This is a genomic window from Nocardia coffeae, assembly GCF_019890715.1.
GTDB classification, from domain to species: Bacteria; Actinomycetota; Actinomycetes; order Mycobacteriales; family Mycobacteriaceae; genus Nocardia; species Nocardia jiangxiensis.
The window spans coordinates 113,714-135,708 of record NZ_JAINZY010000015.1 but is presented as its reverse complement, the minus strand read 5'-3'; the positions used below and the strand labels follow the sequence as shown (position 1 = coordinate 135,708).

Genomic DNA, 21,995 nt, shown 5'->3' with positions numbered 1-21,995 from the left:
GTTTTCCCTAATATCTATCAGTAGCGATATGTATAAGACAATCTATCGCTACTGATAGATATTGCGGTGACCGGGGCAGGGGTGCTGGGGCTAGCCTGGAGTGCTGTGGACGGAAGAGAGCTGCATCGGCTGGGCAGGCACCTGATCGAGCTGGCCCGGCAGGCCGGTCTCGACTCCGTCGACGCCGACGAGTTGCCCCCGGAGGGGGAGATCGCCGTACTCGACGACGTGATCGACCACCCGGGAAGTTCGGTCGGCGAGATCACCATGCGGACCGGGTTCGCCCAGTCGCATGTTTCCGATTGCGTCGCACGGTTGGTCGACAGCGCGATGCTGGCCACCGACCGCGACCCGAGGGATCGCCGGCGCACCCTCGTCTACCCGACCGATGCACTCTTCAAGGCCATCGCGCGCCGCACGCCACCGCGTCTGAACGATGCTCTGGTGGCCGCGCTCGGAGATCCTGCCGCAGTTCGGCGGGTGCGGGCGCTGTTGACCGAGCTAGCCGATCTGCTGCTCCCCGACCGGTCCTGACCGCGCAACGGCCGACAGGACCAGCGCGTCCGCGCTGGAGCAGCACTCTCTGGTTTCATCGACGATATTCTTGTACGTAGAGAATTATCCGCTCACAGCGGCATGAGGTGGATAGCCCTTTCGGCCGGATCTCGACGGACGGGGCCAGCGTGCTGACCTAGCTAGAGATTCTTGATGAAGAACTCGGTGAGCTTCTCGGCGACACGCGAGACGTATTCCGGCTTCCAGGACAGGTCGACGTAGCTGGACGTGATTGACGTCGCTTTACTTGGCCGGAGTGAACGGCTGGTTGATGGTGGTGAAGTACTGGATGGCGGCCAGGACCGCGACTGGCGCGGTCACCAGAAGCTGACCTGCGAGGGTTCCGAGCGCGCCGACAGCGATGATGCCGCCGAGACAGCCGATGGCCGCGGCCGGAATGAAGGCGCCGAACAGGCCGACGATGGCGGCCGCCGACACAGTGGCACCGGCGATACCGCCGAGCACGCAACCCACAGCGCCGCCGGCGAGTCCGCCGACCAGGGTGCCGATGGTGGCTCCGGAGCCAATCGTGTCACGCATCCGGTTCCAGGCCGCCTGTTCACGGTCGTAGGGTGTCTTCCACGGCGCGGTTTCCTGGTATGGCAGGTCGACCGGCTTGTAGACCGCATGCTGCAGATCGAACTGCGGAGTCAGCGTCGCGGTGTGCCCGGCGATATCTGCGGTGATCGGGAACTCGAAGTTATCGACGCGGAACTTCAGATCTGCCCCGGCCAGCGTGGTGCCGTTGGCTGCTTTGATCTTGAATACACCGTCCTCCACATCCATCGACCCGGCATCGGTCGAGATGATCGTGGATTTTTCGGTCGTGGTCGCCTTGTAATTGATGGCGTCAGTCGCAGGGGCGGCCTGAGCCGTTCCGCTGGTGACGCCGAGGGCTGCCGACACGAGGGCGGTGGAAACGGCGAACTTGTTGATTTTCATCGGGTATACCTTTTCGTCGTCAGGGTTAGTGCAGTGCAGCGCCGCTGCCGGGCGGTGTCTGTGCCGGGTCCGCGAGGAAAAATGGTCAGGTGGACAATGGCTTCGCGTCAGGTGCTGTGCTGCTCGCGTCGACTGCGAACTGCAGCGCCGAGTCGGATGTCGGGTGGTGGCTGTTCTCGGTCACGTCCTCGAGGCTGCGGCCGTTCGTTCGTGGTCCGAGGATTGCCAGGTCGAGGCAGGTGATCGCGATGATCGCGCCGCAGGCGATAAAGACCTCGGCCGGACCGAAATGGTCGAGGATCGGCAGTGCGAGGAATGGGAGTAGTCCCGCCGTGAGGCGGGACAGCGAGTAGGCCACGCCGCCTGCGGTGCTGCGCACCTGCGTGGGGAACAGTTCGGCCTGGTAGACGTGCCAGCCGCTGCTGACGACGCTGTTGCATACGGTGATTGCGAAGCCGGCGATAACGATGATTGTCGGATCGGTCGAGTTGCCGAAGACGATGCCGGCGACACCGATGATGGCCATGCCTCCGATGATTAGGATCTTTCTTTCCAGTCGCTCGACCAGCGGTACAGCCAGGAGTGCACCGACCGGCGCACCGATGAACGACAGCGCGGTGTAGAGCAGCGAGGAGGAAACGGTGTATCCCTTGCTCACCAGGATGAGTGTGCCGAGCGTTGCAAAGCCGTATTGGCCCACGGTCTGAGTGATTTGGAAGATCCACATCATGACGGTGCGCCTGAGATAAGGCGGCCGGAACATCGAGCTGAATGGAATATTCCGCACCGGTTGATAAGCGCCGCGGCCGACGTCGGGCAGCGTCCGGCCGGTCTGCCGCTCGATCTCTCGCTCCACGTGCGAGACAACCGCATCCGCGTCCTGCGGACGGTTGCGTTCGGCGAGCCACCGTGGAGACTCCGGAAGGTTGCGGCGCAGCCAGAACACCACCAGGGCCCCCAGGCCGCCGCCGAGCAGCATCCAGCGCCAGCCCTCGATGACGAAATGTGTTTTGACGACTAGTAATCCGCCGAGGCCGGCGACGATGGGTGCGGCGAGGAAGCCTATAGCGTAGGCGACCGATATCAGACGGCCCCGGGCTCGCCTCGGGAGAAACTCACTCAAGTAGGTGTCGACGAGAACAAGTTCCGCGGCCAGGAATATGCCCGAGAGGAATCGGAACGTGACCAGCATCTGCACACCGGTCGAGAAGGCCGAGGCGATCGACAGCAACGAGTAGGCGGCGAGGTTGTACATGAACATCTGCCGTCGGCCGAAGCGGTCGCTGGCCATGCCGAGGAATATCGCGCCGAAGATCATCCCGAAGAACGGTGCGCCCACAACGATCGACTTGCTGAATGATGTGAGGCGCCACGGTTCGGCGAGGACACCGCCGAGGACGCCACTCATATAGACCTCGTACACATCGAAGAACGTCGCAAGTCCCACGAGCACCACAAGTTTCCAATGCCACCGGGAGATGGGGAGCCGATCGAGCCTCGCGGCGATGTTCGGCGGTCTGCAGACCGGGGCGCTCATCGGACGGACCTCCGCCGTAGACGCGTTGCGGACGATGAGGAATGGACCATCGGAAGTTCTGCCCTTTCGGTTGCTCGGCATCACCCAACGCGCCTTTCGGCGGTGGTGGCCGCACGCGGCGCTACTCGCCGGTGCCGGTGGCGGGGGCTACGACTCGCCACGTCCCGCTATTGAAGGTGACGGCTGTCACACGAGCAATGGTTGCAGGTAGAAAGGGGCCATTTGCTCAACCCGGTACATCCTCAGTGCCGATCGGTATACCAATGGCTTAGTGGCACAGCTTCGCCGGATCGATTGGTTCATGGTGCATGGTTTGCGGTACCGGGTGTGAATCGTGGAATCACGCGTGCGGACGGAGCTTTTCGATGAGCGGGATCACGCGCGGCCACAGTCGCCGGTTCAAGACGATCTCCGACCGGATCCGCACGACCCCCTGCGTCTCGAGCACGGCTCGCAGCACCTCTTCGAGGTGCCCGTTGTCGCGTGCGACGAACCGGCATAGTAGATCGCCTTCTCCGGCAACGGTATTGGCTTCGATAAGCTCGGGGATCGTCTCGAGGCGCGCGATGGTCTGGTCGAACTGTCGTTGCATGATGTGGACGTGCACATAGGCCGCGACGGGGTAGCCGAGCGGGGCGGGGTTGATCTGTGGCCGCCAAGTGACGATGACGCCGGAGTTTTCCAGTTTGGTGATCCGGGCCTGGGCGGTGTTCCTGGCGATGTTCAGCCGGCGCGCGTACTCGCGAACGCCCGCGCGAGGTTCTTCCACAATGAGGCGGAGGATGTCGAGATCGAGCTTGTCGAAGTGTTCCATGGCTGCTCCTTGCGAGACTGGGAATCGTTGGGCCGATTGCGCAACTGGTAGGGGATATCGGCTGCACTATTGAGCACTTGGCTCCAAAATCCTGGCACTTGTTCGACCTATGGTAGCGCCATGTCTATGTTCTGGATCACAGTCGATCCGACGCGGAATCGCGTCGAGACCGGCCGGGACGGGAATGGGAAGGAGCGCCGCGGCTATGGGTTACACGCTTGCGGAGAAGATATGGAACAGCCATATCGTGCGGGCCGCCGAGGGCGAGCCGGACTTGATCTACATCGATATGCATCTGCTGCACGAGGTCAACACCCCGGTCGCATTCGAAGGTCTGCGTGCGTCGCGCCGCACCGTGCGGCGGCCGGAACTGACGCTGGGCACCGAAGATCACAACACTCCGACGGACGATGTGCTGCGTGAGATCACCAGCCCGGGTGCGGCCGAACAGCTCGGCCACATGCGTCGCAACTGCCGGGATTTCGGCATCGAGCTGTACTCCCTGGGGGACCGTGAGCGTGGCATAGCGCACGTGATCGGCCCGGAGTTGGGTTTGACTCAGCCCGGGATGACACTGGTGTGCTGCGACTCGCACACCACCACCCACGGTGCGTTCGGCGTCCTCGCCTTCGGGATCGGCACCAGTCAGGTGGAGCATGTGCTGGCCACCCAGACCCTGCCCATGAAGCGGATGAAGAATATGCGCGTGATAGTGGAGGGCCGCCTGCCGGCCGGGTCCACCGCGAAGGATCTGATCCTCGCGATCATCGAGCGGATCGGTGCGAACGGAGCCCAGGGCCACGTCATCGAATATCAAGGTGAGGCTATCGACGCCCTGTCGATGGAAGCTCGGATGACGGTGTGCAATATGTCCGTCGAGGCCGGAGCGCGGGCCGGCCTGGTCGCGCCCGACGAGACGACGATCGAGTATCTTCGTGGCCGGCCGCACGTGCCGGATGGCGCGGCGTTCGACGCCGAGGCGGCGTACTGGCGGACCTTTCATTCCGATTCGGATGCGTTATGGGATAAGGAGATTCATCTCGACGCCGCCACGGTCACGCCTCGTGTTTCCTGGGGGACGAACCCGGCCCAATCGGTTCCGATCGATGCGACGGTGCCCAGCGCGGAATCCTTCGGCGACCCGGTTGTGCGAGCGGCCGCAGAGCGGGCGCTGAAATATATCGACCTGGTACCCGGTACGGCCATACGCGATATCGCCATAGACGCGGTCTTCATCGGATCGTGTACCAACGGCCGGATCGAGGATCTGCGTGAGGTGGCCGCCGTGTGGCGCGGACGTCGAATCGCGTCAGGCGTGCGGGTATTGGTCGTGCCCGGCTCGGAAGCGGTTCGCAGACAGGCGATTAACGAGGGACTCGACGAGATCTTCGCTGCTGCTGGGGCGCCGCTGCGCTACTCCGGCTGTTCGATGTGTATCGGACTCAACGAGGACCGCTCGAGTCCTGGTCGTCGCATCGCGTCGACCAACAACCGGAACTTCGAGGGCCGTCAGGGACCCGGTGTTCGGACACATCTTGTTTCACCGTCGGTGGCCGCTGCCACCGCGATCACGGGCCGGTTGTCGGCACCAGCCGATCTGGAGGGCTGAGGCCATGGAAATCTTCACTTCGCACACGGGAGTTGCAGCACCGCTGCGGATTTCGAACATCGACACCGATCAGCTCGTCCCTGGCCGGTTCGCCGTACTGGTCACCAAGGACGGATATGGCGATGCAATGATGCACGACTGGCGGGCGGATCCGGACTTCGTCCTCAACCAGCCCGCCTACCGCGATGCGACGATACTGATCGCCGACGAGAACTTCGGCACCGGTTCGTCGCGCGAGATGGCGGTTTGGGCACTGCAGGGCTACGGGATAAAGGCGGTCATCGCCCCCCGTTTCGGCGATATCTTCCGCGGCAATTCTCTGCAGAACGGACTGCTGACCATCGAGCTCGATCGCAGTGTCGTCGAGTTGCTGTGGGCCAGCGTAGAAGCCCGGCCCGGCATTCCGGTCACCGCGGACTTGGTGCACCGCGAGGTCCGCGTAGGCGATCGCGCCTACCCGTTCGAATTCGATGACGATGCCCGTCGACGGCTGCTCGAGGGGCTCGACGATATCAGTCTGACCCTGGAGCGCATCGCTGATATCCGGGCGTACGAAGCGGCCAGACGCTGCACACTGCCCACCACGCGGCGGGCCGAGCGTGCGGAGCCGAGCCGTGCCTGATACCGATCGAAAAGCCAGCAGACGCATGCTGGGTGCGGTACCGGAATCGATCGTCGTCGATACCGAAATACCGCGGCATGATGGGGATTTCGCGGCCAGGCTGCTGGCGATACCGGATACCGCGTCGGCGGTGGCCGATGCGCTGGACCAATTCGGCATCGGGGCCGTGATCGGATCCCGAGAGCTCGAACCGATCCAGGACACCTCCCGGTTGTGCGGGCCGGCCGTCACCCTGCGTTACATTCCGCTGGGCGGAGATGTGACAGGCAATCGCACCAGTGGGGCCGGAATGATCTTCGGCGACCGGGATCTCTACGGTCTTGCTCATCCCGGGGACGTAGGCGTGGTGGACTGCTCGCAATCAAGAACGGGGGCCGTGATGGGAGCGCTGTCCGCTCGCTGGGCATCCAAAGCCGAGCTGGGTGGATGTGTGATCGACGGCGCCATCCGCGATACCGCATCCATCCGGAACACCGGCCTGCCGGTATGGAGCGCCGTCCGCCGGCCCGCTGCGGCTCGATACCGTTACGAGACGGTAGAACTCAACGGACCGGTAGCACTGTGCGGCCATCTGGTCCGGCCCGGCGACTACATCGTTGCCGATATCGACGGGATCTGCGTCATCCCGTTCGCTGAGGTGCCGCGAGTCGTCGAATTTTGTGAGAACGCTAACCGCGTTGAAGTCGCATTCATCGAAAAGATCGCCGCTGCAACATCTTTGGAAGATCTCGTCGCCGGGCTCGGCGCGGGCACCAGCCCTGCGTAATCCGGACGGTCCTCGATCGAAGGAACAATCTTGCCTACCTTGTACGACCCGGCAGCCGCATTCAGCCTCGATGACCGCTATGTGCGGGAAGAGGGGACGGTGTACCTGAGCGGGATCCAGGCACTCGTTCGGATCCTGCGTGACCGCGCCATCCTCGATCGCCGGCGGGGGGTGTCGTCGGCATCTTTCGTCTCCGGCTACGAGGGTTCACCCTTGGCTGGTTATGATATCGAAATTGCGCGCAGGAGAAGCCATCTCGATGGGTTCGACATCGTGCATCGCCCGGCGGTCAACGAGGAGCTCGCCGCCACCTCGGTGCTCGGTACTCAGTTGGCGCCGCAGTACGGGCGGATGCGGCCCGATGGCGTGACCGGCTATTGGTACGGGAAGTCGCCCGGGCTCGATCGCGCGGCCGACGCGCTCCGCCATGCCAACCTTGTCGGCACAGACCCCCAGGGCGGGGCGGTCGCGTTCGTCGGTGACGATCCTGGCGCCAAGTCGTCCAGCCTCGCCGGAGCCTCCGAGTTCGCCCTGGCCGATCTGCTGATCCCGACCCTGTACCCGGCCGACCCCCAGGAGGTCCTCGATTTCGGGCTGCATGCGCCCTATCTGTCCCGTTTCACCGGTCTGTGGTCGGCGCTCAAGATCGTCACTGCCGTTGCCGACGGCGCATCAACCGCAGTCGTGCACCCCGACCGAAATCTGCCCGATTTCGGCGAGTTCGGTCCGAGCGTCTACACGCCGAGTGCCAAACTGGTGGGTGCCAACCTGCTGACGTTGGAGCGCAGCCAAGTCGTTGACCGACTGCCTCGTGCCCTCGACTACGCTCGCATCAACCAGCTCAACCGGATCGTGCAATCCGGACCCGACGACCGAATCGGCATCGTCACCGCGGGCAAGACCTATCTCGATCTCCGTGAGGCGTTGTCCGTCATGGGGATCGATGATGCGGGCCTGCGTCGGTACGGCATTCGGATCTTGAAACTCGGGATGATTTATCCCCTGGATCCGGAGATCGTCGCCCGCTTCGCCGAGGGCCTCGACGAGATCATCGTCGTGGAGGAAAAGCGCCCGTTTCTCGAGGCGGCGGTGAAGGAGGTTCTCTACCGACATCCGAGGTCGCCGCGAGTGGTCGGCAAAACCGACAGCAGCGGAGAGCCGCTATTTCCCGCGTTCGGCGAACTCGACGTCGACCAGGTCGCCGGTGCACTGGCGCGGCGGTTGGGCGGCGAATACGGAATCGAGCCGGCCCAGCGGTGGCAGCAGCGGCCTCGCCGATCCCGCATTGCGCTTCCTTTGCTCACTCGCACGCCTTACTTCTGCTCCGGCTGTCCGCACAATTCCTCCACCAAGGTTGCGCCGGGCAGCCTTATCGGTGGCGGAATTGGTTGCCATGCCATGGTTTTGATGATGGACGACAAGCAAGTCGGTGACATCCTGGGGCTAACTCAGATGGGTGGTGAAGGTGCCCAATGGCTCGGGATGGCTCCGTTCCTGAACGAAAACCATTTCGTCCAGAACATCGGCGACGGCACCTTCACGCACTCCGGCAGCCTGGCCCTGCGAGCGGCAGTTGCCTCCGGAGAGAACATCACCTACAAACTGCTCTACAACGCCACCGTCGCCATGACCGGAGGTCAGGACCCCGTCGGCGCCATGTCACTGGACCGGCTGACACGACTTCTGCTCAGCGAAGGGGTGCAGAAGGTCGTTGTCACGACCGAGGATATCCACCGGGTGAAGGCATTGAGGTTGCCCGCGGGTGTGGCTGTGAGGGACAGGGACGAGATTATCGATGTGCAGCGAGAACTGTCCGCGATCGCCGGTGTCACCGTGCTCATCCACGATCAGGAATGTGCGGCTGAGAAACGCCGCAAACGTAAACGGGGCACTGCAGAGACCCCGGCCACCAGGGTGATGATCAACGAACGGATCTGCGAAGGGTGCGGTGATTGCGGTGAGAAATCCAACTGTCTATCCGTGCAGCCCGTCGACACTGAATTCGGTCGCAAGACAGCCATCCACCAGTCCTCGTGCAACCTCGACTTCTCCTGCCTGAAAGGCGACTGCCCCTCTTTCGTGACGGTCACCCCGAGTGACGGTGGGCATCGAGCCGCGGTTGTCGATATTTCCGCCGATGTCCTCGACAGTCCCGAAACCGGTGCGCTGGACGGCGAATTCGGGATGCGGATCATGGGCATTGGTGGCACGGGCGTCGTTACTGTGGCGCAGATCCTGGCCACCGCAGCAGTTCTCGATGGCAAGTTCGTGCGCAGCCTGGATCAGACCGGGCTCGCACAAAAGGGCGGCGCCGTCATCTCCGACCTCAAGATCAGTCGGGAACCTTTGGACCATGCGGCCAAAATCGGCCAGGGCCGCTGCGGGCTGTATCTGGCATGCGACTCGCTGGTCGCGACCGATCCGGCGAACCTGAAGGTCGCCGACCCCGTCCACACAGTCGCTGTGGTGTCGACAACCGAAGTCCCCACCGGCGCGATGGTTGCCGATACCACCGTGCAATTCCCGCAGCGGACGCAGATTCGGACTGCGATCGACGAAACTGTTTCTCGCGCAATCTACTTCGACCCGGCAAAACTATCTCGGGATCTGTTCGGCGACGAGCAGTTCGCCAATATGCTCTTGGTAGGGGGCGCCTTCCAGGCTGGCGTACTGCCGATTTCGGCCGACGCGATCGAACGTGCAATCGAACTCAATGGCGCTGTGGTCGCCACCAACCTCCAGGCTTTCCGCCGCGGGCGCCACACATTCGCCGATCCCGATGCCGTCATGGGTGCGATTGCGGCCGCTCGCAGCGCGGTGGTACTCCCGGTCCGGCGAGATTCGCGGGCAGTAGGCATCGCATCGGCTGTGCGTGCGTTGCCGGGTTCGGAGTTTGCCCGCCTGGTCGAACTTCGCGCCGCTGACCTCATCGCCTACCAGAACGCCTCGTACGCAAGCCGATACGCCGAGTTCGTCGAACGGGTCCGAGAGCGCGAGGCCGCAACGATCGGCGATTCGACAGCCCTCTCCGAAGCTGTCGCCAAATACCTTTACAAGTTGATGGCATATAAGGACGAATACGAGGTGGCGCGCTTGATATTCGATCCCGCCTTCGATGCGGAAGTGCAGGCGGCTTTCGGTCAAGGCGCCAAGCGATCGATCCGGCTGCACCCACCGGTCCTGCGTGCCATGGGGTTGAAAGACAAAATCGGCATCGGTCCATGGGCCATGCCAATCATGCGCATGCTATATCAGCTGCGCCGTATCCGGGGCACCCGTTTCGATGTCTTCGGTTATCATCGCGTCCGCCGCACCGAACGCGCACTGATCACTGAGTATCGGGAAACCATCGAACTACTGCTCGCCACGCTCAGCCCGGACAATCTGGCCGCTGCCTTGGAGGTCGCCGAACTCCCGGACAAGATCCGCGGCTATGAACAGATCAAGCTAGACAACGTCGACGCCTACAAGCGCACAATGTCGGACCGCCTCGCTGCGTACCTGCATACGCCGGACCGGATGCATGATATTCGGTGACATTCTTACTGAACTTGACTGTAGACCAAGAGATTTCATCGTCCTGGTGAAATGCAAAGATCGAGATATCGATGTTCACTGAAGTAGCTCTGTTCGTCATCGCCGACGGCAGTTGTTCACAAATCTTGACGGCACGGTCAGGCGGTAGAAGGCGTTGTTCGTGGACAGCGAGAGCGCCTTGCGCAACCTGACTCATGATTTCCGTCAGCTGGACCGAGCCAGGGGGTGCTGTCGGGCGGGCGCGCGGCGTCGAGGTCCTCACCAGCACGATCGCTACTGGAGCCGAAACCGGTTCGATCGCAGGCAAGCTCCTCGTCACCGCCCGACGTGACGAGGAAACCATCACGCGCACCGTGGATCTCGCACTCGTCGTGCGTCACGACGCCCAGCGGGCTACCGCCGCGGCGGTCGCGGCACCCAGGTAGTGAAGGTACCCGGCCTTGTCGCTGCCCGGGGCTGCTGCACGATCGGGTGACAGTGTCACCTCCCCGTGCAGCAGCCCCATTCTTCGGCGGTGTCGCAAGTAGCCTCTGAGCCCCATCTGGTGTCCAGATGGGGCTCAGCTGGTTCGCAACCTCGCACGCTGGCTGGTATCGGTCACAGTCCCTGCATGCTCGTGCTGGAGTGCCCCTCATCGGCTACTGCGCGTTCCAGGTGAGACATGCTGGGCTGAGTTCTTGACCTGCTCTGCCGTTGGCATTCGCGAACGACTGAGTTCATAGTTCGCGGACAGAGCCACCAAGGTGTCGGCTGCTCAACCGGTTGGGGGCTCCAGATACTCGTAAGTCTTACGCACGAGACCTGTTGTGTGCGGCAGGATTCTGCGCGTCCACTCGCTCGGACCTGCGATCGCGCCGTAGGCGGGTCCGTCGAGCACCTCGAGGTTGTCCAACAGGTACAGGGCGAGGTATCTAGGTGGGCCATCGGTGGCCCGGAACCGGGCGCCCCACTGAAATCCGGGGCAGGCGAGCCGCTCTGGGAAGTGCTCCTCCCAGTACCAACGGTTGAACTCGGCCTCCTTCGCGGGATCAACGTCCATGGACGCGAGCAGTAGTCCGCGCGGGGGCGGGCGATCAATGGCTTCCAATATCGGCTCCTTCGTCTCGATCATGGCAAATTTGTTCGGACCGTTCGATGACCTGGCACAGCACATCGGCGACGGCCTCGGGCTGCTCCAGATTGATCTGATGGCCCGCACCGGGAATCACCACCATGCTCGCGTGCGGGCCGGCCAGGCCGGCGGTCTGTTGTACGGCGGCCGGCGGGGTCGACTCGTCGAGCGCCCCGGCTATGCAGGCGACCGGAACGTGCGATAGCGCTGCTGGCGTGGTGAAGCGTGACATCGCCTCCCAACTTGCTGCCCATGCACGAGGGTCCATGTCGATTAAGGTCCTGGCTGCGTAGCGCACACCGGGATCGTCGATCTCGCGCACGTGCGGGGAGAACCACCGCGCGAGAGTGTCATTGATGACGGAGGCCATCCCGTCGACGAGGACGCCATCTCCGCGCCGAGCAACGGCTGGAGCCGCGTACGGTGGGCTCGCGGCGAGCGTCACGCTCTTCAACAGTCGTGGATCACGGGCCGCGGCAAGCCGGGCCACTACAGAGCCCATCGAGGTTCCGAAGAGGTGGACACGCCGAGGGTGCTGTCGGCGGGCCAGCTCGACGACGTCGTCGGCCAAGGCGTCGAGATCGATCGAGGCGGCCGGCGCTCTCGATCGGCCATGTCCGCGAAGGTCGGGCGCCAGTACGAGGAGTCGTCGTTGTGTGAGCAGTCGCTTGGCCACGCTGTCGAATGATGCACCGTCGAGGCCGAGTGAGTGTAGGGCGACAACGACGTCCTCACCATCAGATCCGTGGCAGTGTACCCAGGTAGGAAAACCCCCGAGGACTGTGTTGAAGCCGCCCATCTAGGCCGGCTCGCTTACAGGAGCAGCCACCGATTCGGATGCCCAGCCTGTCGCCCCGGACCGGCGTGTGAGCGCGATGGCACACCCGAACGCGACAGCTGACACGGCCACGATGTATGCGGAGATCGACCAGGTCGATCCAGTCGTATTCATAAGCAACTGCGCGATGAACGGTGCGGTTCCGCCGATGAGGGTCGTTGGCAGAGCCTGGGACAGCGCCACGCCGGTGTAGCGCGAAAGCGGAGGGAACTGGGCGACGAACACAGCCGCCTGTGGAGCTTGAACCGTCGCGTGGGCGAAGCAGAGGTAGATGGTGAACGCAACGCCGACCAGGAGTACCGAGCCTCGCATCAACAGGTCGAAGAAGAACAACGAGATGACCGCGCAGGAAACGACGCCGACCAAGAACACCGGTCGCGGGCCCCACCGGTCCGCGAGCCATCCCGCAAGTCCGATGCAGGCCGTGTAGATCACCGAAGCGACGAGCAGCGCGTCGAGTACGGCGGAGCGGTCCATGCCGCCCTGCGTTGTTGCGAAGCTGAGCCCAAACGTCGAGATCGTGTAATAAACGACGTTGCCGACAGCGGCGAGCCCGGTCGCCAGCGCGATCGGCCGCCAGTGCGTGCGCAGAACGGTCCGCAGTCCGATCGACGAAGAGCTGGCAGCCTTCTTTGCCGCGGTGTACTCAGGGCTGTCATCGATTCTGGAGCGGATCCAGAACGTGAGGCCGAACAGCACGACGCTGAACAGGAACGGTAGTCGCCAGCCCCAGACCAGGAAGTCCGGTCCGGAGATGGTGGAGCTCAGGCTGGTGGCCAGGGTCGAAAGGACGATCCCGAAGGCACCCATCTGGACGACACTGCCCATGAGATGGCGACGGCCGGGACGGGCGTGCTCTACGAGAGTCAGGGCCGCGCCGGCCCATTCCCCACCGAGAGCAAGCCCCTGTATCAACCGGAACAGGACGAGCAACACTGGAGCGGCGAAACCGATGGTTTTATACGTCGGTAGAACACCGATGCCGACGCTGCTCACCGCCATGAGGCTCAATGAGATCGCGAGGGTTCGGCGGCGCCCGATGCGGTCTCCCAGCCTCCCAAGCAGCACACTCCCAAGGGGGCGGGCGAGGAATCCGACGGCAAGCGTCGCGAACGACGCGAGAACGCCGGTCCCAGACGAATAGGCGGGAAAGAAGACGTGGTTGAAGACCAAGGCTGCCATCGTGCTGTAGAGCAGAAAATCGTACAGCTCGATGGTGCTCGCCGCGAAGCCGGCGACGGCAGCCCGTCGCTGCGCTCGGTGGTCAGGGGAGTTGACTGCCATTGCATACCTGCCTAGGGCTTGGGCAGATGGGCTGAGGGAGCGAGGAAGTCAGCGTCGTCCAGCGACAGGACGAGTCCGACCAGGGCGCCGATGTAGCTGTACTGCCGCAGGCCCATGCACAGGCCGGTCGCGGTGGGGGTGAACACCGAGTCGGCACGTCCGAAGACCGGGCCGCGATCTGACGTGGCGCTGCCCTGCGCGTTGGCGAAATGCACCTCGACGTAGGGTCGCTGCGTTTCGAGCAGGGCGTGCCGGGTCGCGGAGCCGTGGATGGTCAGCCCGGCAGGATTGATCAGGTAGGCGTCGACGGACGCCGCCGAACCATGCACGAACTCGAGGATCGCGCCCTCGTAGTTCGAGGAGAAGACCTCGAGTTCGACGCCGAGGACGTCCGCCCAGCTGGTGACGTACTTGTGCAGGGCGTCGAGTGACTCGATAGGACCGTACATTCGTCGGCTGCGCGCGCCCAGATTCGACATGTTCGGCCCGTCTATCAACGCGATCCGGTGTCGGCGCGCTCCGGGTTCGCGCAACTCGCGCAGGCCCTCGTGCGAGTCAGTCATGGAACTCCTCCTCATTGAGTGTGCGATCCGCGGCTCGTACCGCGGGAGCTCTGAAACTTTCTCATACCGGGAGAGTTTCTGTCGACACTTTGTGCGAGATTGTCGAAATGAGACCTGAAACAAGCTGCAAGTAAATCTATAGAGGGAGAAAGTGTCGACAGAATGCGAAGCGGCTTGCTAGCGTTGCGGTGCTCAGGCGCTAACGCAACCCATCTACGGAGGATCGACAATGACGCGACCCACTCAGGCGGCCGACCCACCACCCCCGCTGCGCGATCTCAACGCGAGCGAACACACAGTTGTCGTGGATCCCGCGACCGGCCCGTTCCTGCAAGGTGGCGTCTGCACCAACTGCGCACTGGCCTTCTTCCCGACGCGCTCAGTGTGTCCGAACTGCCTCGCCACCAAGATCGACAACCATCGATTCGGACCGGTTGGGCGCTTGTACTCGTGGACGACGGTTCACGTCTCCTCGACGCGCCAGGTCCCCTACACGGTGGGTTACATCGACCTTCCGGGCGACGTGCGCGTGCTAACGACCCTCGGTGGCGAACTCACCGCACTCGAACCCGACTGCCCGGTCGCCCTCGCGGTGGACGCCGCAGGCGGATGGACCTTCCAACCGATCCTCGAGGAGGACGCGCAGTGACGAATGTAAACGTCGTCGGAGCCGGGATGATCCCCTTCGGCCGTCATCGCGAAAGTAGCCACTCGGGGCTTGGAGTACCGGCTGTCATGGCCGCACTCGGATCCGCAGGGATCGACCGCGGCGAGATCGACCGGGTCTACTGCGCGAGCAGCTTCGGTGGCCTGCTGACCGGCCAGCGGGTGAGCCGGGATCTCGGCATGGGTGGGCTTCCCGTGGTCAACGTCGAGAATGCCTGCTCGGGCGGTGCCACCGCACTACACCTCGCAACCTCGGCCGTCGCGGCAGGCGACGTGCGCATAGCCCTGGTGCTCGGCGTCGACAAGCTGACACAGTTCGGCGGAGGAGCTATCCCTCTCGTCGAGGAAGACGTCGAGGCCGCGGCGGGGATTGTGATGCCCGCCGTTTACGCGATGCGAGCCCGCCGCTACATGTACGAGCGTGGAGCGCGCGTCGAGGATCTCGCGCAGGTGGCCGTTAAAGCGCGTCGACACGGCGCACTCAATCCGTACGCCCAGGTCAAAACCGAGACCACCATCGATGAGGTCCTTTCGTCGAGACCGATCGCCGATCCGCTCACGCTGCTCCAGTGCTGCCCCACCGGTGACGGCGCCGCCGCAGTGTTGGTCGTGTCGGACGATGTCCGCGCCGCCTTGCCCGGCCCCTCGATGCGTGTCGCTGCTTCGGTCCTGCACTCCGGCACGTTGGCGACAGGATTCCGGGACATGCTCCGCCCGGAGATCACGATGCACAGTGCCCGCGATGCCTTCTCGCAAGCCGAAATCACGTCCGATGACCTCGATGTGGTCGAGATGCACGACGCCTTCACTGTTGCCGAGCTGGTCTACTACGAAGCACTCGGCCTGTGCGAGGGCGACGAGGCTGTCGCGTTCCTGCAGTCCGGAGCGACATCCCTCGGCGGCAAGGTCGTCGTCAATCCGGGCGGAGGACTGCTCTCGCGTGGGCATCCGGTCGGCGCCTCGGGCGTCGCCCAGGTCGTCGAGACCTTCTGGCAGCTGACCGGGCAGGCCGGCCAACGGCAAGTTGTCGACAGCCACTGGGCGATGACACACGTGACGGGAGGCGGCCTCGCCGGGCTCGACCACGGCTCGTGCTGCATCCACGTTTTCGAAGGCGAGGGATGAGCTGGTGTCCGCAGCACGCAGCCGATCAGCGGGTCCGCTGACCGGGATCACGGTCCTGGACCTGACGTCATTCCTCTCGGGCCCATCGGCGACCCAGCTCCTCGGTGACCTCGGCGCCGAGGTGATCAAGGTCGAGCCCCTCTCCGGTGATATGACACGTGGCTTGCCACCCCATTTCGTCGCTGACGACAGCGCCTATTATCTCGCCAACAACCGGAACAAACGCGGTGTCGCCATTGACATGAAAGACGTCAAGGGCCGTGATCTCGTTGAACGCCTCATCGACCAGGTCGACGTAGTCGTCGAGAACCTCCGACCCGGAGCGCTGGGCAGGCTGGGACTCGACGTTGCTCGCAGCCGAGCCCGCCGTCCAGAGCTGATCTGGGTGTCCATCAGCGGCTTCGGTCAGGACGGCCCCCGGTCAGGTCTTCCGGCGTACGACATGATCGTGCAGGCACTCTCGGGAGTCATGAGCCTGACCGGTGAGCCTGGCAGAAGCCCCGTCAGACTCGGCGTCCCCGCGGGTGACATCGTCGCGGGGCTGTACGCCGTGATCGGACTGCTCGCCGCGCTCGTCGAGCGGGACCGCACCGGCATCGGTGACTGGATCGACGCATCGATGCTGGACGGGCAGCTCGCTCTCCTGTCCTACCAGGCCGTGTACAGCCTGATCAGCGGAACCACCCCCGCACCACAGGGCAGCCGCCACGACTCCATACCCACCTATCGGACCTTCGCGGGCTCTGACGGACACGAGATCGCCGTCACCGCGAACACTGAACGGATGTGGCGTGACCTCTGCGACGTTCTGGAGCTCCCCGAGCTCGCGGCCGACGAGCGGTACGCCAACCCACGGGCACGATTGAGGCATCGGGACTCGCTCTGGGCCCAGATCGAACCCCGCTTCGCGACGCTACCCGCTGAGCAATGGCTCGTCCGTCTCACTGACTGCGGCATCCCGGCCGCACTGATCAAATCCGTGCCCGAGGCACTCGCCGATGCGCGAAGCGACGGGCGGGGCATGGTGCTGAAGCTGGCACACGCCGACGGACGTAGTGTGGAGGTTCTCGGAACCCCCATCGTGTTCCGTAGCCGAGAACGCGTCGCGATGCGGTACCCGCCCGCACTCGGCGAGCACACCAGGGACATCCTCACCGGCGTCCTCGGTATGTCTACGGAGGAAATCGACCGCCTCGCCGAGGACGGCGTCGTGATCGCGCCACAGCCCAGCTCACCGGGCGCATCCATCGCCAGCGGGGCGGCGTCCGATGGGTAATGTTCACCTCATGACTCTGGCGCCCGAACCCGCCCAGCACACCGCGGCGGAGCGCCTCGTGGTACCGCCCGGACTTCTCCGCCGGTTCCTGGACAACGGCGAACGGCAGGACTCGCTCGTCCTCGAAATCGCCGAGCAGATCGCGCAGGAGATCATCACCAGCACGCGCCTTCCCGGATCAGATCTCAACTCTGTGGATCTGTCCACGCGATTCTCCACGAGCCGCACGCCGATACGGGAAGCGCTCGGACTGCTGGAGAGGGAAGGACTCGTCGAGCTCCCAGCTCGTCGTCGGCCTCGCGTCGCCGGCCTCGACACCGCCCAGATCGAGTCCGCCTATCTGCTACTCGGCCAGCTTTACGGCGTGATCTCCGAGAGAGTGGCCAACTGCTCGGACTCCATCGACATCGACCGCGTCGCGGAACATATGGCCGTCATGCAACAAGCGGCCGACAACGATGACGTCGCGAGGTACTTCTGGGCCAATGTGGATTTTCATGACACGTGCGGTGAGCTGGCCCGCGACCCCCTGCTGAAGCGAACAGTCGACTCACTCGGGCTGCGAGTACTGCGATTCCGTTACCTGACGCTCGCCCTCCCGGGACAGCTGACGCTTTCGGCGCAGGATCACGCCCGGCTTGTCCGGGCATTCCGTGAGGAGGACAGCGAACTCGCCGGCGCCTTGGCCAGATCTCTTGTCCGCAGCTCGCTTCGCGCTCTGAAGTCTTCCCTCATCTGAGTCCAGCGGCAGAGCCCACGTCCTCGTATCCAACCTGACCCGCTACACAAACGCTTCGGTTTGACGGCTACGGACGGAACTGAGCTCCCGTGAGTATCGCGTTCTCCGGAGTTCGTCGCTTCCGTCGAGAATCCCAACGTGGTCGAGGTGCCCGAGATCACCGCGGTCAACGGCGATTTCGTGGTGCTCGTCTCCGGTCCTGATATTGAAAAACAGCGAGGACCACGGCCTCGATGCGAGCGGGCGCGAGGTTGAGTTTGTCGAGCTTCCGGAGGTCAAATACTGGTCGTCGTTGTCGGACAGGTTCCGCAAGAGGGACGATGCGGTCGGCCAGGTGCAGGCGGCCGTCGCGAATATGAGTGACCTGCAACGTGATCAGTTTCCGCACGCGGCTGGCGCGGAAGGCGAGCAACCCGGCCAGTGCGGCGCCGGTGGGATCGGGGCAGGGCCGCGACCACGAATCGTCGCGGCCGATCTCCCGCAACGATTCGTGGTCGGTGACACGGCAACGACATCCGACACGAACATCAAGGACTTCCGGTCGTGGATCCACCTGTGGTCGGTGTTCGGCCATGGCGCATCAGAATGGCGATGGTCAGAGCGATCGCGACGGTTACCAGCAGGTATATGAAGCCGTGCGTGTAGCCGGAGTCGGTGAATACCTGAGGGAGGGCTTGCGCGGTGGTGTGGCCCGCTACCTCGATATGTGCGACGACCGGGCTGTTCAGCATGGCGGAAGTGATCGCGATGGCACTGGCTGTGCCCAGACTCATGGTGACGCCGAGCATTCCCGCACTGACGCCTTGTTGCTGGGGAGGTACGGCTTCGACGATGAGATTGGGGACGGCGGCGTAGAAAAAGCCGAACCCGGCGCTGCCGATGAGGGCGAGAACGAGGTAGGTGGACCAGCTATATTCGGCGGCAATGTATCCGATCGCGGAGAGGACGAGCAGCGCGAATGCGATGATGGCGGGGATGCGGGCGCCGATGCGGCGGGCGAGCGCGCCGCCCAGCAGGCCCGTTATCGCGCCGATCACACCGACCCATATGCCGATGTGCAGGCCGAACTGCAGCAGTGTGAATCCGTTGCCGTACGTGTAGCCGGGGTCGAAGCTCACATGCACGAGATGCGGGGGCAGGACGGTGCCGCTTGCCTGCTGGGTGTGGGCGACGGTGCTTGCGACAATGTTTTGGCGCAGACTGTCGGCATCGGGAGTCTGAGTCATGTAACCAACTACCACCGGCTGCACACCGGTGAATCCGCAGCCGAAGAGCGTCATCAACAGTACGAGGCTGACTTTCGGGTTGAGCAGCAGCCGCATGTCCATGATGGGTGTGCTGACACGAAGTTCGACGACGAAGAACAGTGCCAACAGCAGCAGTCCGACGATGAGCCATGCGAGCGTGGCGGGTCGAGTCCAGCCCCAATGCCCACCGTTGTCGAGATAGAGCAGCGTGAACAAGGCGCCTGCCGAAAGGAGAACCGCGCCGAGCGGATCGATTCGTTCCCGCACGCGAATCTTGGTCTCCGGCACCACGGCCAGCACCAATGGAGTCAGGACGAGCGTGAAGATCGCCAGGAACCAGAACATCGAACGCCAGCCGAAGTGGTCGACCAGGACGCCGCTGAGCAGTGGGGCGATGCCGCCGGAGAAACCGAAGCCGGCGCCGACCATGGCGATGCCGACGGGAATGTATCTGCGGGGAATCAGGTCTCGGATCAGGCCATAGGCGATCGCCTGGGTGGCGACCGAGAAGGCCGATAGGCCACGGCCGATCAAGAACAGGGTCCAATTGCTGGTGAGCGCGTCTATGACACAGCCGGCAAGAAACAGGACCCCGCAGATCAGGAATAGACGCCGCTTTCCCCAGATGTCGCTGGCCTTGCCCAGCAGTGGAGTTGCGGCGGCGCCGACGAGACCGAGGATGATCATCGACCAGCTGATGTTGGCGCCGACGGTGGGGAAGGTGCCGGAGATCTTCTGCAGCGCGGGGGCCACCATGGCGTACTGCAGCGGGACGGTCTCGGTGTAGAGGATGATGATCGCTAGCACCGCGAAGACACGTCTGCGGGATGCGTGATCCAGTCTGCCGGTGTCGATGTCGACCGGGGTGTCGAGGCTGTCCGGGGTAGGTCTGGGTTCGGTAGTGGACATGGGAACTCCATCGCGAGGGTCGGGGGAGAGAGCTACGACTTGCTCACGCTTCGGAGAAGCCTTGGCGGATGCGGTATTTCTGTACTTTGCCGCTGGGAGTGCGCGGGAGTTCCTCGACGGTATGGATCTCCTCGGGCCACTTCTGCTTGGCCAGGCCCGACTCGGCGAAGTGCGCGCGCAAATCTTCCAGGGTGGGAGTGGTGGCGTTCGGTTTCAGCCGCACCACGGCGGCGACATGCTCGCCCAGCCGATGGTCGGGTGCGGCGACGGCGACAGCTTCGGCGATGCCGGACATGGTGAGCAGTACCTCCTCGACCTCCAGCGCGCTGATGTTCTCGCCACCGCGGATGATCAGGTCCGCCGTGCGGTCGGTGATGGTGAGGAACCCGTCCTCGTCGAGGACGCCGATGTCGCCGGTGTGGTACCAGCCCTCGGCGTCGAAGGCTTTCGCGGTGAGCGCGTCGTCGGTGTATCCGAGGCACAGATCTGGTCCACGACTGAGGATTTCGCCGTCTCCGGTGAGACGGATCTCGACACCGGGAAATGGCGGACCGTCGGTGTAGAGGCGTTTGGCCGCCGGGTCGGTGCTGTAGGAACCCGTGATGGAGGGGTGTTCGGTGCTGCCGTAGGAGCGGTAGACGATCACGCCGAACTCGGTCAGCTGTTCGACGACCGGGATCGGTACCGAGGCGCCGCCCATGCCCGCGTACTTCATGAGGCGCAGGTGCTCGGCCGCGAAATTTGGATGGTCGACCAGGCTGGTCATGTAGTAAGGGACGCCGCCGCCGACGGTCACCCCGTGGGCGGACATCAGCGCCAGGATGTGTTCCGGATTCCACCTGTCAACGAGGTTGATCGCGAAGCCCTCCAGGATGGGGATGAAGAAGGCGCCGAGCATGCCGATGAAATGGCCGACGGCCGCGGCGATGAGCTGGGGTCCGACGTCAGACGGGAAGTGTTCGGCCAGCTGGTGAGCCTCACATCCGAGCGTTTGGTGGCTGTGGAGGACGCCCTTCGGTGCCCGGGTGGTGCCGGAGGTGAAGGCAATCAGTGCCGGGCTGGCCGGGTCGACCTCGGCGGCGCCGACGAACGGCTCGTCGTTCAGTAGACGATCGAAGTTGGTATCGGAGTCGGTGCTGCCGACGACACCGATGATCGGCACATCCGCGTACGTCCCGGGGTCGTACTCGATCGATCCGAATCGGTCGGTGGTCACGAAGACACGCGGTCGCACCGTGTCGATGACATAGCTGACCTCCCTGCGGCCGTAAATGTGCACGATCGGCACTATCACCGCGCCGAGAAACGTTGCGGCCCAGAAGGTTGCGGCGGCCTCCATCCAGTTGGGCAGCTGACAGGCGATAATGTCGCCGGGGCCGACACCGCGGGCGCGCAGACCGGCGGCCAGTCGGCGGGCTGTGCGTTCGACCTCCCGGAAGGTCCCGCAGTAAGGGCGGACCTCTGAATGGACATGGAAACCGGTCTCAGGTGCGGCGTCCAGTCCGCGCGCCAGCAGTCCGCCGAGAGTATCGCGGGTCCACCACCCCTCATCTTCGTACCGTTTGACCAGTTCAGTGGGGACAGTGCGCATGATCGAAGCTCCAGAATCGAGGCACACGGACACGGTGGGGACCGTCATGTCGTTGCCAAGTGATAGCGAGAGGTCGGAACGCGGGGCCGTCCGCCGCGAGGCAACCTCCTGAACATCCGCCACATAACGCGGATCTACCTGAGAGTAGAACGGAGATGTTGTTCGAGTGTGAGGAATCGCAGAATTTTTGGAGAGGTTCATTCTCGCGCGGGTCGTACCGTGACCGAGCGGAAAGGACCTCGCGGAGCCCTCCATGGCTCGCAT

Annotated in this window: 20 protein-coding genes; 10 read left to right on the top strand and 10 right to left on the bottom strand. The window is 63.8% G+C overall.

Going from position 1 to position 21,995, the window contains the following annotated elements; translation table 11 throughout:
• The first annotated feature begins 105 nt into the window (after positions 1-105).
• Positions 106-534, top strand: a complete 429-nt coding sequence (locus tag K7711_RS48065) for a MarR family transcriptional regulator (protein WP_222976169.1) — start codon at positions 106-108, stop codon at positions 532-534.
• 264 nt (positions 535-798) lie between these two features.
• On the opposite strand, the gene K7711_RS38165 is transcribed toward K7711_RS48065, so the two are convergent.
• The 3 genes from K7711_RS38165 to K7711_RS38155 form a co-directional block, all read right to left on the bottom strand.
• A complete protein-coding gene (locus tag K7711_RS38165; protein ID WP_222976167.1) occupies positions 799-1,497 on the bottom strand; it encodes a DUF8020 domain-containing protein in 699 nt (232 codons plus the stop codon).
• An 85-nt stretch (positions 1,498-1,582) separates the two neighbouring features.
• Positions 1,583-3,034, bottom strand: coding sequence for an MFS transporter (locus tag K7711_RS38160; protein ID WP_222976166.1), 1,452 nt, complete (start codon positions 3,032-3,034; stop codon positions 1,583-1,585).
• A gap of 340 nt (positions 3,035-3,374) precedes the next feature.
• Complete coding sequence (locus K7711_RS38155; protein ID WP_222976165.1) at positions 3,375-3,848, bottom strand: Lrp/AsnC family transcriptional regulator; 474 nt, start codon at positions 3,846-3,848, stop codon at positions 3,375-3,377.
• Between the two features lie 205 nt (positions 3,849-4,053).
• Here K7711_RS38155 and leuC point away from each other — a divergent pair, with 205 nt between their 5' ends.
• From leuC to K7711_RS38130, 5 genes are all read left to right on the top strand, one after another.
• Positions 4,054-5,457: a 3-isopropylmalate dehydratase large subunit gene (gene leuC / locus K7711_RS38150; protein ID WP_222976164.1), complete on the top strand. Its 1,404-nt coding sequence runs from the start codon at positions 4,054-4,056 to the stop codon at positions 5,455-5,457.
• A 4-nt stretch (positions 5,458-5,461) separates the two neighbouring features.
• Positions 5,462-6,079 (top strand): 3-isopropylmalate dehydratase small subunit, encoded by a 618-nt coding sequence (leuD, locus tag K7711_RS38145; RefSeq protein WP_222976163.1) that lies wholly within the window; start codon positions 5,462-5,464, stop codon positions 6,077-6,079.
• A complete protein-coding gene (locus K7711_RS38140; protein ID WP_222976162.1) occupies positions 6,072-6,845 on the top strand; it encodes an RraA family protein in 774 nt (257 codons plus the stop codon). Before leuD ends, K7711_RS38140 begins: the two co-directional genes overlap by 8 nt.
• Before the next feature lie 27 nt (positions 6,846-6,872).
• Positions 6,873-10,382: an indolepyruvate ferredoxin oxidoreductase family protein gene (locus K7711_RS38135; protein ID WP_222976387.1), complete on the top strand. Its 3,510-nt coding sequence runs from the start codon at positions 6,873-6,875 to the stop codon at positions 10,380-10,382.
• A 194-nt stretch (positions 10,383-10,576) separates the two neighbouring features.
• Positions 10,577-10,807, top strand: coding sequence for a hypothetical protein (locus K7711_RS38130; RefSeq protein ID WP_222976161.1), 231 nt, complete (start codon positions 10,577-10,579; stop codon positions 10,805-10,807).
• Positions 10,808-11,136: 329 nt separating this feature from the next.
• Here K7711_RS38130 and K7711_RS38125 read toward each other — a convergent pair whose 3' ends face one another.
• From K7711_RS38125 to K7711_RS38110, 4 genes are read right to left on the bottom strand one after another with little or no spacing between them, the layout of a single operon-like run.
• Positions 11,137-11,469 (bottom strand): DUF4286 family protein, encoded by a 333-nt coding sequence (locus K7711_RS38125; protein WP_222976160.1) that lies wholly within the window; start codon positions 11,467-11,469, stop codon positions 11,137-11,139.
• On the bottom strand, positions 11,456-12,292 hold the full coding sequence (locus K7711_RS38120; RefSeq protein WP_222976159.1) for an alpha/beta fold hydrolase: 837 nt from the start codon (positions 12,290-12,292) through the stop codon (positions 11,456-11,458). Before K7711_RS38120 ends, K7711_RS38125 begins: the two co-directional genes overlap by 14 nt.
• The gene (locus K7711_RS38115; RefSeq protein WP_222976158.1) at positions 12,293-13,615 is read right to left on the bottom strand and encodes an MFS transporter; all 1,323 of its coding nucleotides are present in this window, start codon (positions 13,613-13,615) and stop codon (positions 12,293-12,295) included. It lies immediately after the preceding gene.
• An 11-nt stretch (positions 13,616-13,626) separates the two neighbouring features.
• Positions 13,627-14,178: a type II 3-dehydroquinate dehydratase gene (locus K7711_RS38110; RefSeq protein ID WP_222976156.1), complete on the bottom strand. Its 552-nt coding sequence runs from the start codon at positions 14,176-14,178 to the stop codon at positions 13,627-13,629.
• Between the two features lie 229 nt (positions 14,179-14,407).
• Here K7711_RS38110 and K7711_RS38105 point away from each other — a divergent pair, with 229 nt between their 5' ends.
• The 4 genes from K7711_RS38105 to K7711_RS38090 are packed head-to-tail and all read left to right on the top strand — an operon-like array spanning position 14,408 to position 17,984.
• Positions 14,408-14,827 carry a Zn-ribbon domain-containing OB-fold protein gene (locus K7711_RS38105; RefSeq protein WP_222976154.1) on the top strand — a complete coding sequence of 140 codons (420 nt, stop codon included), beginning with the start codon at positions 14,408-14,410 and terminating at the stop codon, positions 14,825-14,827.
• The gene (locus tag K7711_RS38100) at positions 14,788-15,969 is read left to right on the top strand and encodes a thiolase family protein (protein ID WP_268929640.1); all 1,182 of its coding nucleotides are present in this window, start codon (positions 14,788-14,790) and stop codon (positions 15,967-15,969) included. The genes K7711_RS38105 and K7711_RS38100 overlap by 40 nt, the downstream gene beginning before the upstream one ends.
• Positions 15,970-15,973: 4 nt before the next feature.
• A complete protein-coding gene (locus K7711_RS38095) occupies positions 15,974-17,245 on the top strand; it encodes a CaiB/BaiF CoA transferase family protein (protein ID WP_308015131.1) in 1,272 nt (423 codons plus the stop codon).
• 10 nt (positions 17,246-17,255) lie between these two features.
• Positions 17,256-17,984: a GntR family transcriptional regulator gene (locus K7711_RS38090; protein ID WP_222976150.1), complete on the top strand. Its 729-nt coding sequence runs from the start codon at positions 17,256-17,258 to the stop codon at positions 17,982-17,984.
• A gap of 166 nt (positions 17,985-18,150) precedes the next feature.
• Here the strand turns inward: K7711_RS38090 and K7711_RS38085 are convergent, their stop codons facing one another.
• Genes K7711_RS38085 through K7711_RS38075 form a run of 3 tightly spaced genes read right to left on the bottom strand, consistent with a single transcriptional unit; the run spans position 18,151 to position 21,731 of the window.
• Positions 18,151-18,537: a hypothetical protein gene (locus K7711_RS38085; protein WP_222976148.1), complete on the bottom strand. Its 387-nt coding sequence runs from the start codon at positions 18,535-18,537 to the stop codon at positions 18,151-18,153.
• Complete coding sequence (locus tag K7711_RS38080; RefSeq protein WP_222976145.1) at positions 18,512-20,140, bottom strand: MFS transporter; 1,629 nt, start codon at positions 20,138-20,140, stop codon at positions 18,512-18,514. Before K7711_RS38080 ends, K7711_RS38085 begins: the two co-directional genes overlap by 26 nt.
• A gap of 43 nt (positions 20,141-20,183) precedes the next feature.
• Positions 20,184-21,731: an AMP-binding protein gene (locus K7711_RS38075; RefSeq protein ID WP_222976143.1), complete on the bottom strand. Its 1,548-nt coding sequence runs from the start codon at positions 21,729-21,731 to the stop codon at positions 20,184-20,186.
• Positions 21,732-21,995 lie beyond the last annotated feature (264 nt).

What these genes read in the sequence shown, in the direction of transcription:
- K7711_RS38165 (WP_222976167.1), bottom strand. Translation starts at nt 1,497, where the DNA reads ATGAAAATCAACAAGTTCGCCGTTTCCACCGCCCTCGTGTCGGCAGCC.
- K7711_RS38160 (WP_222976166.1), bottom strand. Translation starts at nt 3,034, where the DNA reads ATGAGCGCCCCGGTCTGCAGACCGCCGAACATCGCCGCGAGGCTCGAT.
- K7711_RS38155 (WP_222976165.1), bottom strand. Translation starts at nt 3,848, where the DNA reads ATGGAACACTTCGACAAGCTCGATCTCGACATCCTCCGCCTCATTGTG.
- leuC (WP_222976164.1), top strand. Translation starts at nt 4,054, where the DNA reads ATGGGTTACACGCTTGCGGAGAAGATATGGAACAGCCATATCGTGCGG.
- leuD (WP_222976163.1), top strand. Translation starts at nt 5,462, where the DNA reads ATGGAAATCTTCACTTCGCACACGGGAGTTGCAGCACCGCTGCGGATT.
- K7711_RS38130 (WP_222976161.1), top strand. Translation starts at nt 10,577, where the DNA reads ATGATTTCCGTCAGCTGGACCGAGCCAGGGGGTGCTGTCGGGCGGGCG.
- K7711_RS38120 (WP_222976159.1), bottom strand. Translation starts at nt 12,292, where the DNA reads ATGGGCGGCTTCAACACAGTCCTCGGGGGTTTTCCTACCTGGGTACAC.
- K7711_RS38115 (WP_222976158.1), bottom strand. Translation starts at nt 13,615, where the DNA reads ATGGCAGTCAACTCCCCTGACCACCGAGCGCAGCGACGGGCTGCCGTC.
- K7711_RS38110 (WP_222976156.1), bottom strand. Translation starts at nt 14,178, where the DNA reads ATGACTGACTCGCACGAGGGCCTGCGCGAGTTGCGCGAACCCGGAGCG.
- K7711_RS38105 (WP_222976154.1), top strand. Translation starts at nt 14,408, where the DNA reads ATGACGCGACCCACTCAGGCGGCCGACCCACCACCCCCGCTGCGCGAT.
- K7711_RS38100 (WP_268929640.1), top strand. Translation starts at nt 14,788, where the DNA reads ATGGACCTTCCAACCGATCCTCGAGGAGGACGCGCAGTGACGAATGTA.
- K7711_RS38090 (WP_222976150.1), top strand. Translation starts at nt 17,256, where the DNA reads ATGACTCTGGCGCCCGAACCCGCCCAGCACACCGCGGCGGAGCGCCTC.
- K7711_RS38080 (WP_222976145.1), bottom strand. Translation starts at nt 20,140, where the DNA reads ATGTCCACTACCGAACCCAGACCTACCCCGGACAGCCTCGACACCCCG.
- K7711_RS38075 (WP_222976143.1), bottom strand. Translation starts at nt 21,731, where the DNA reads ATGCGCACTGTCCCCACTGAACTGGTCAAACGGTACGAAGATGAGGGG.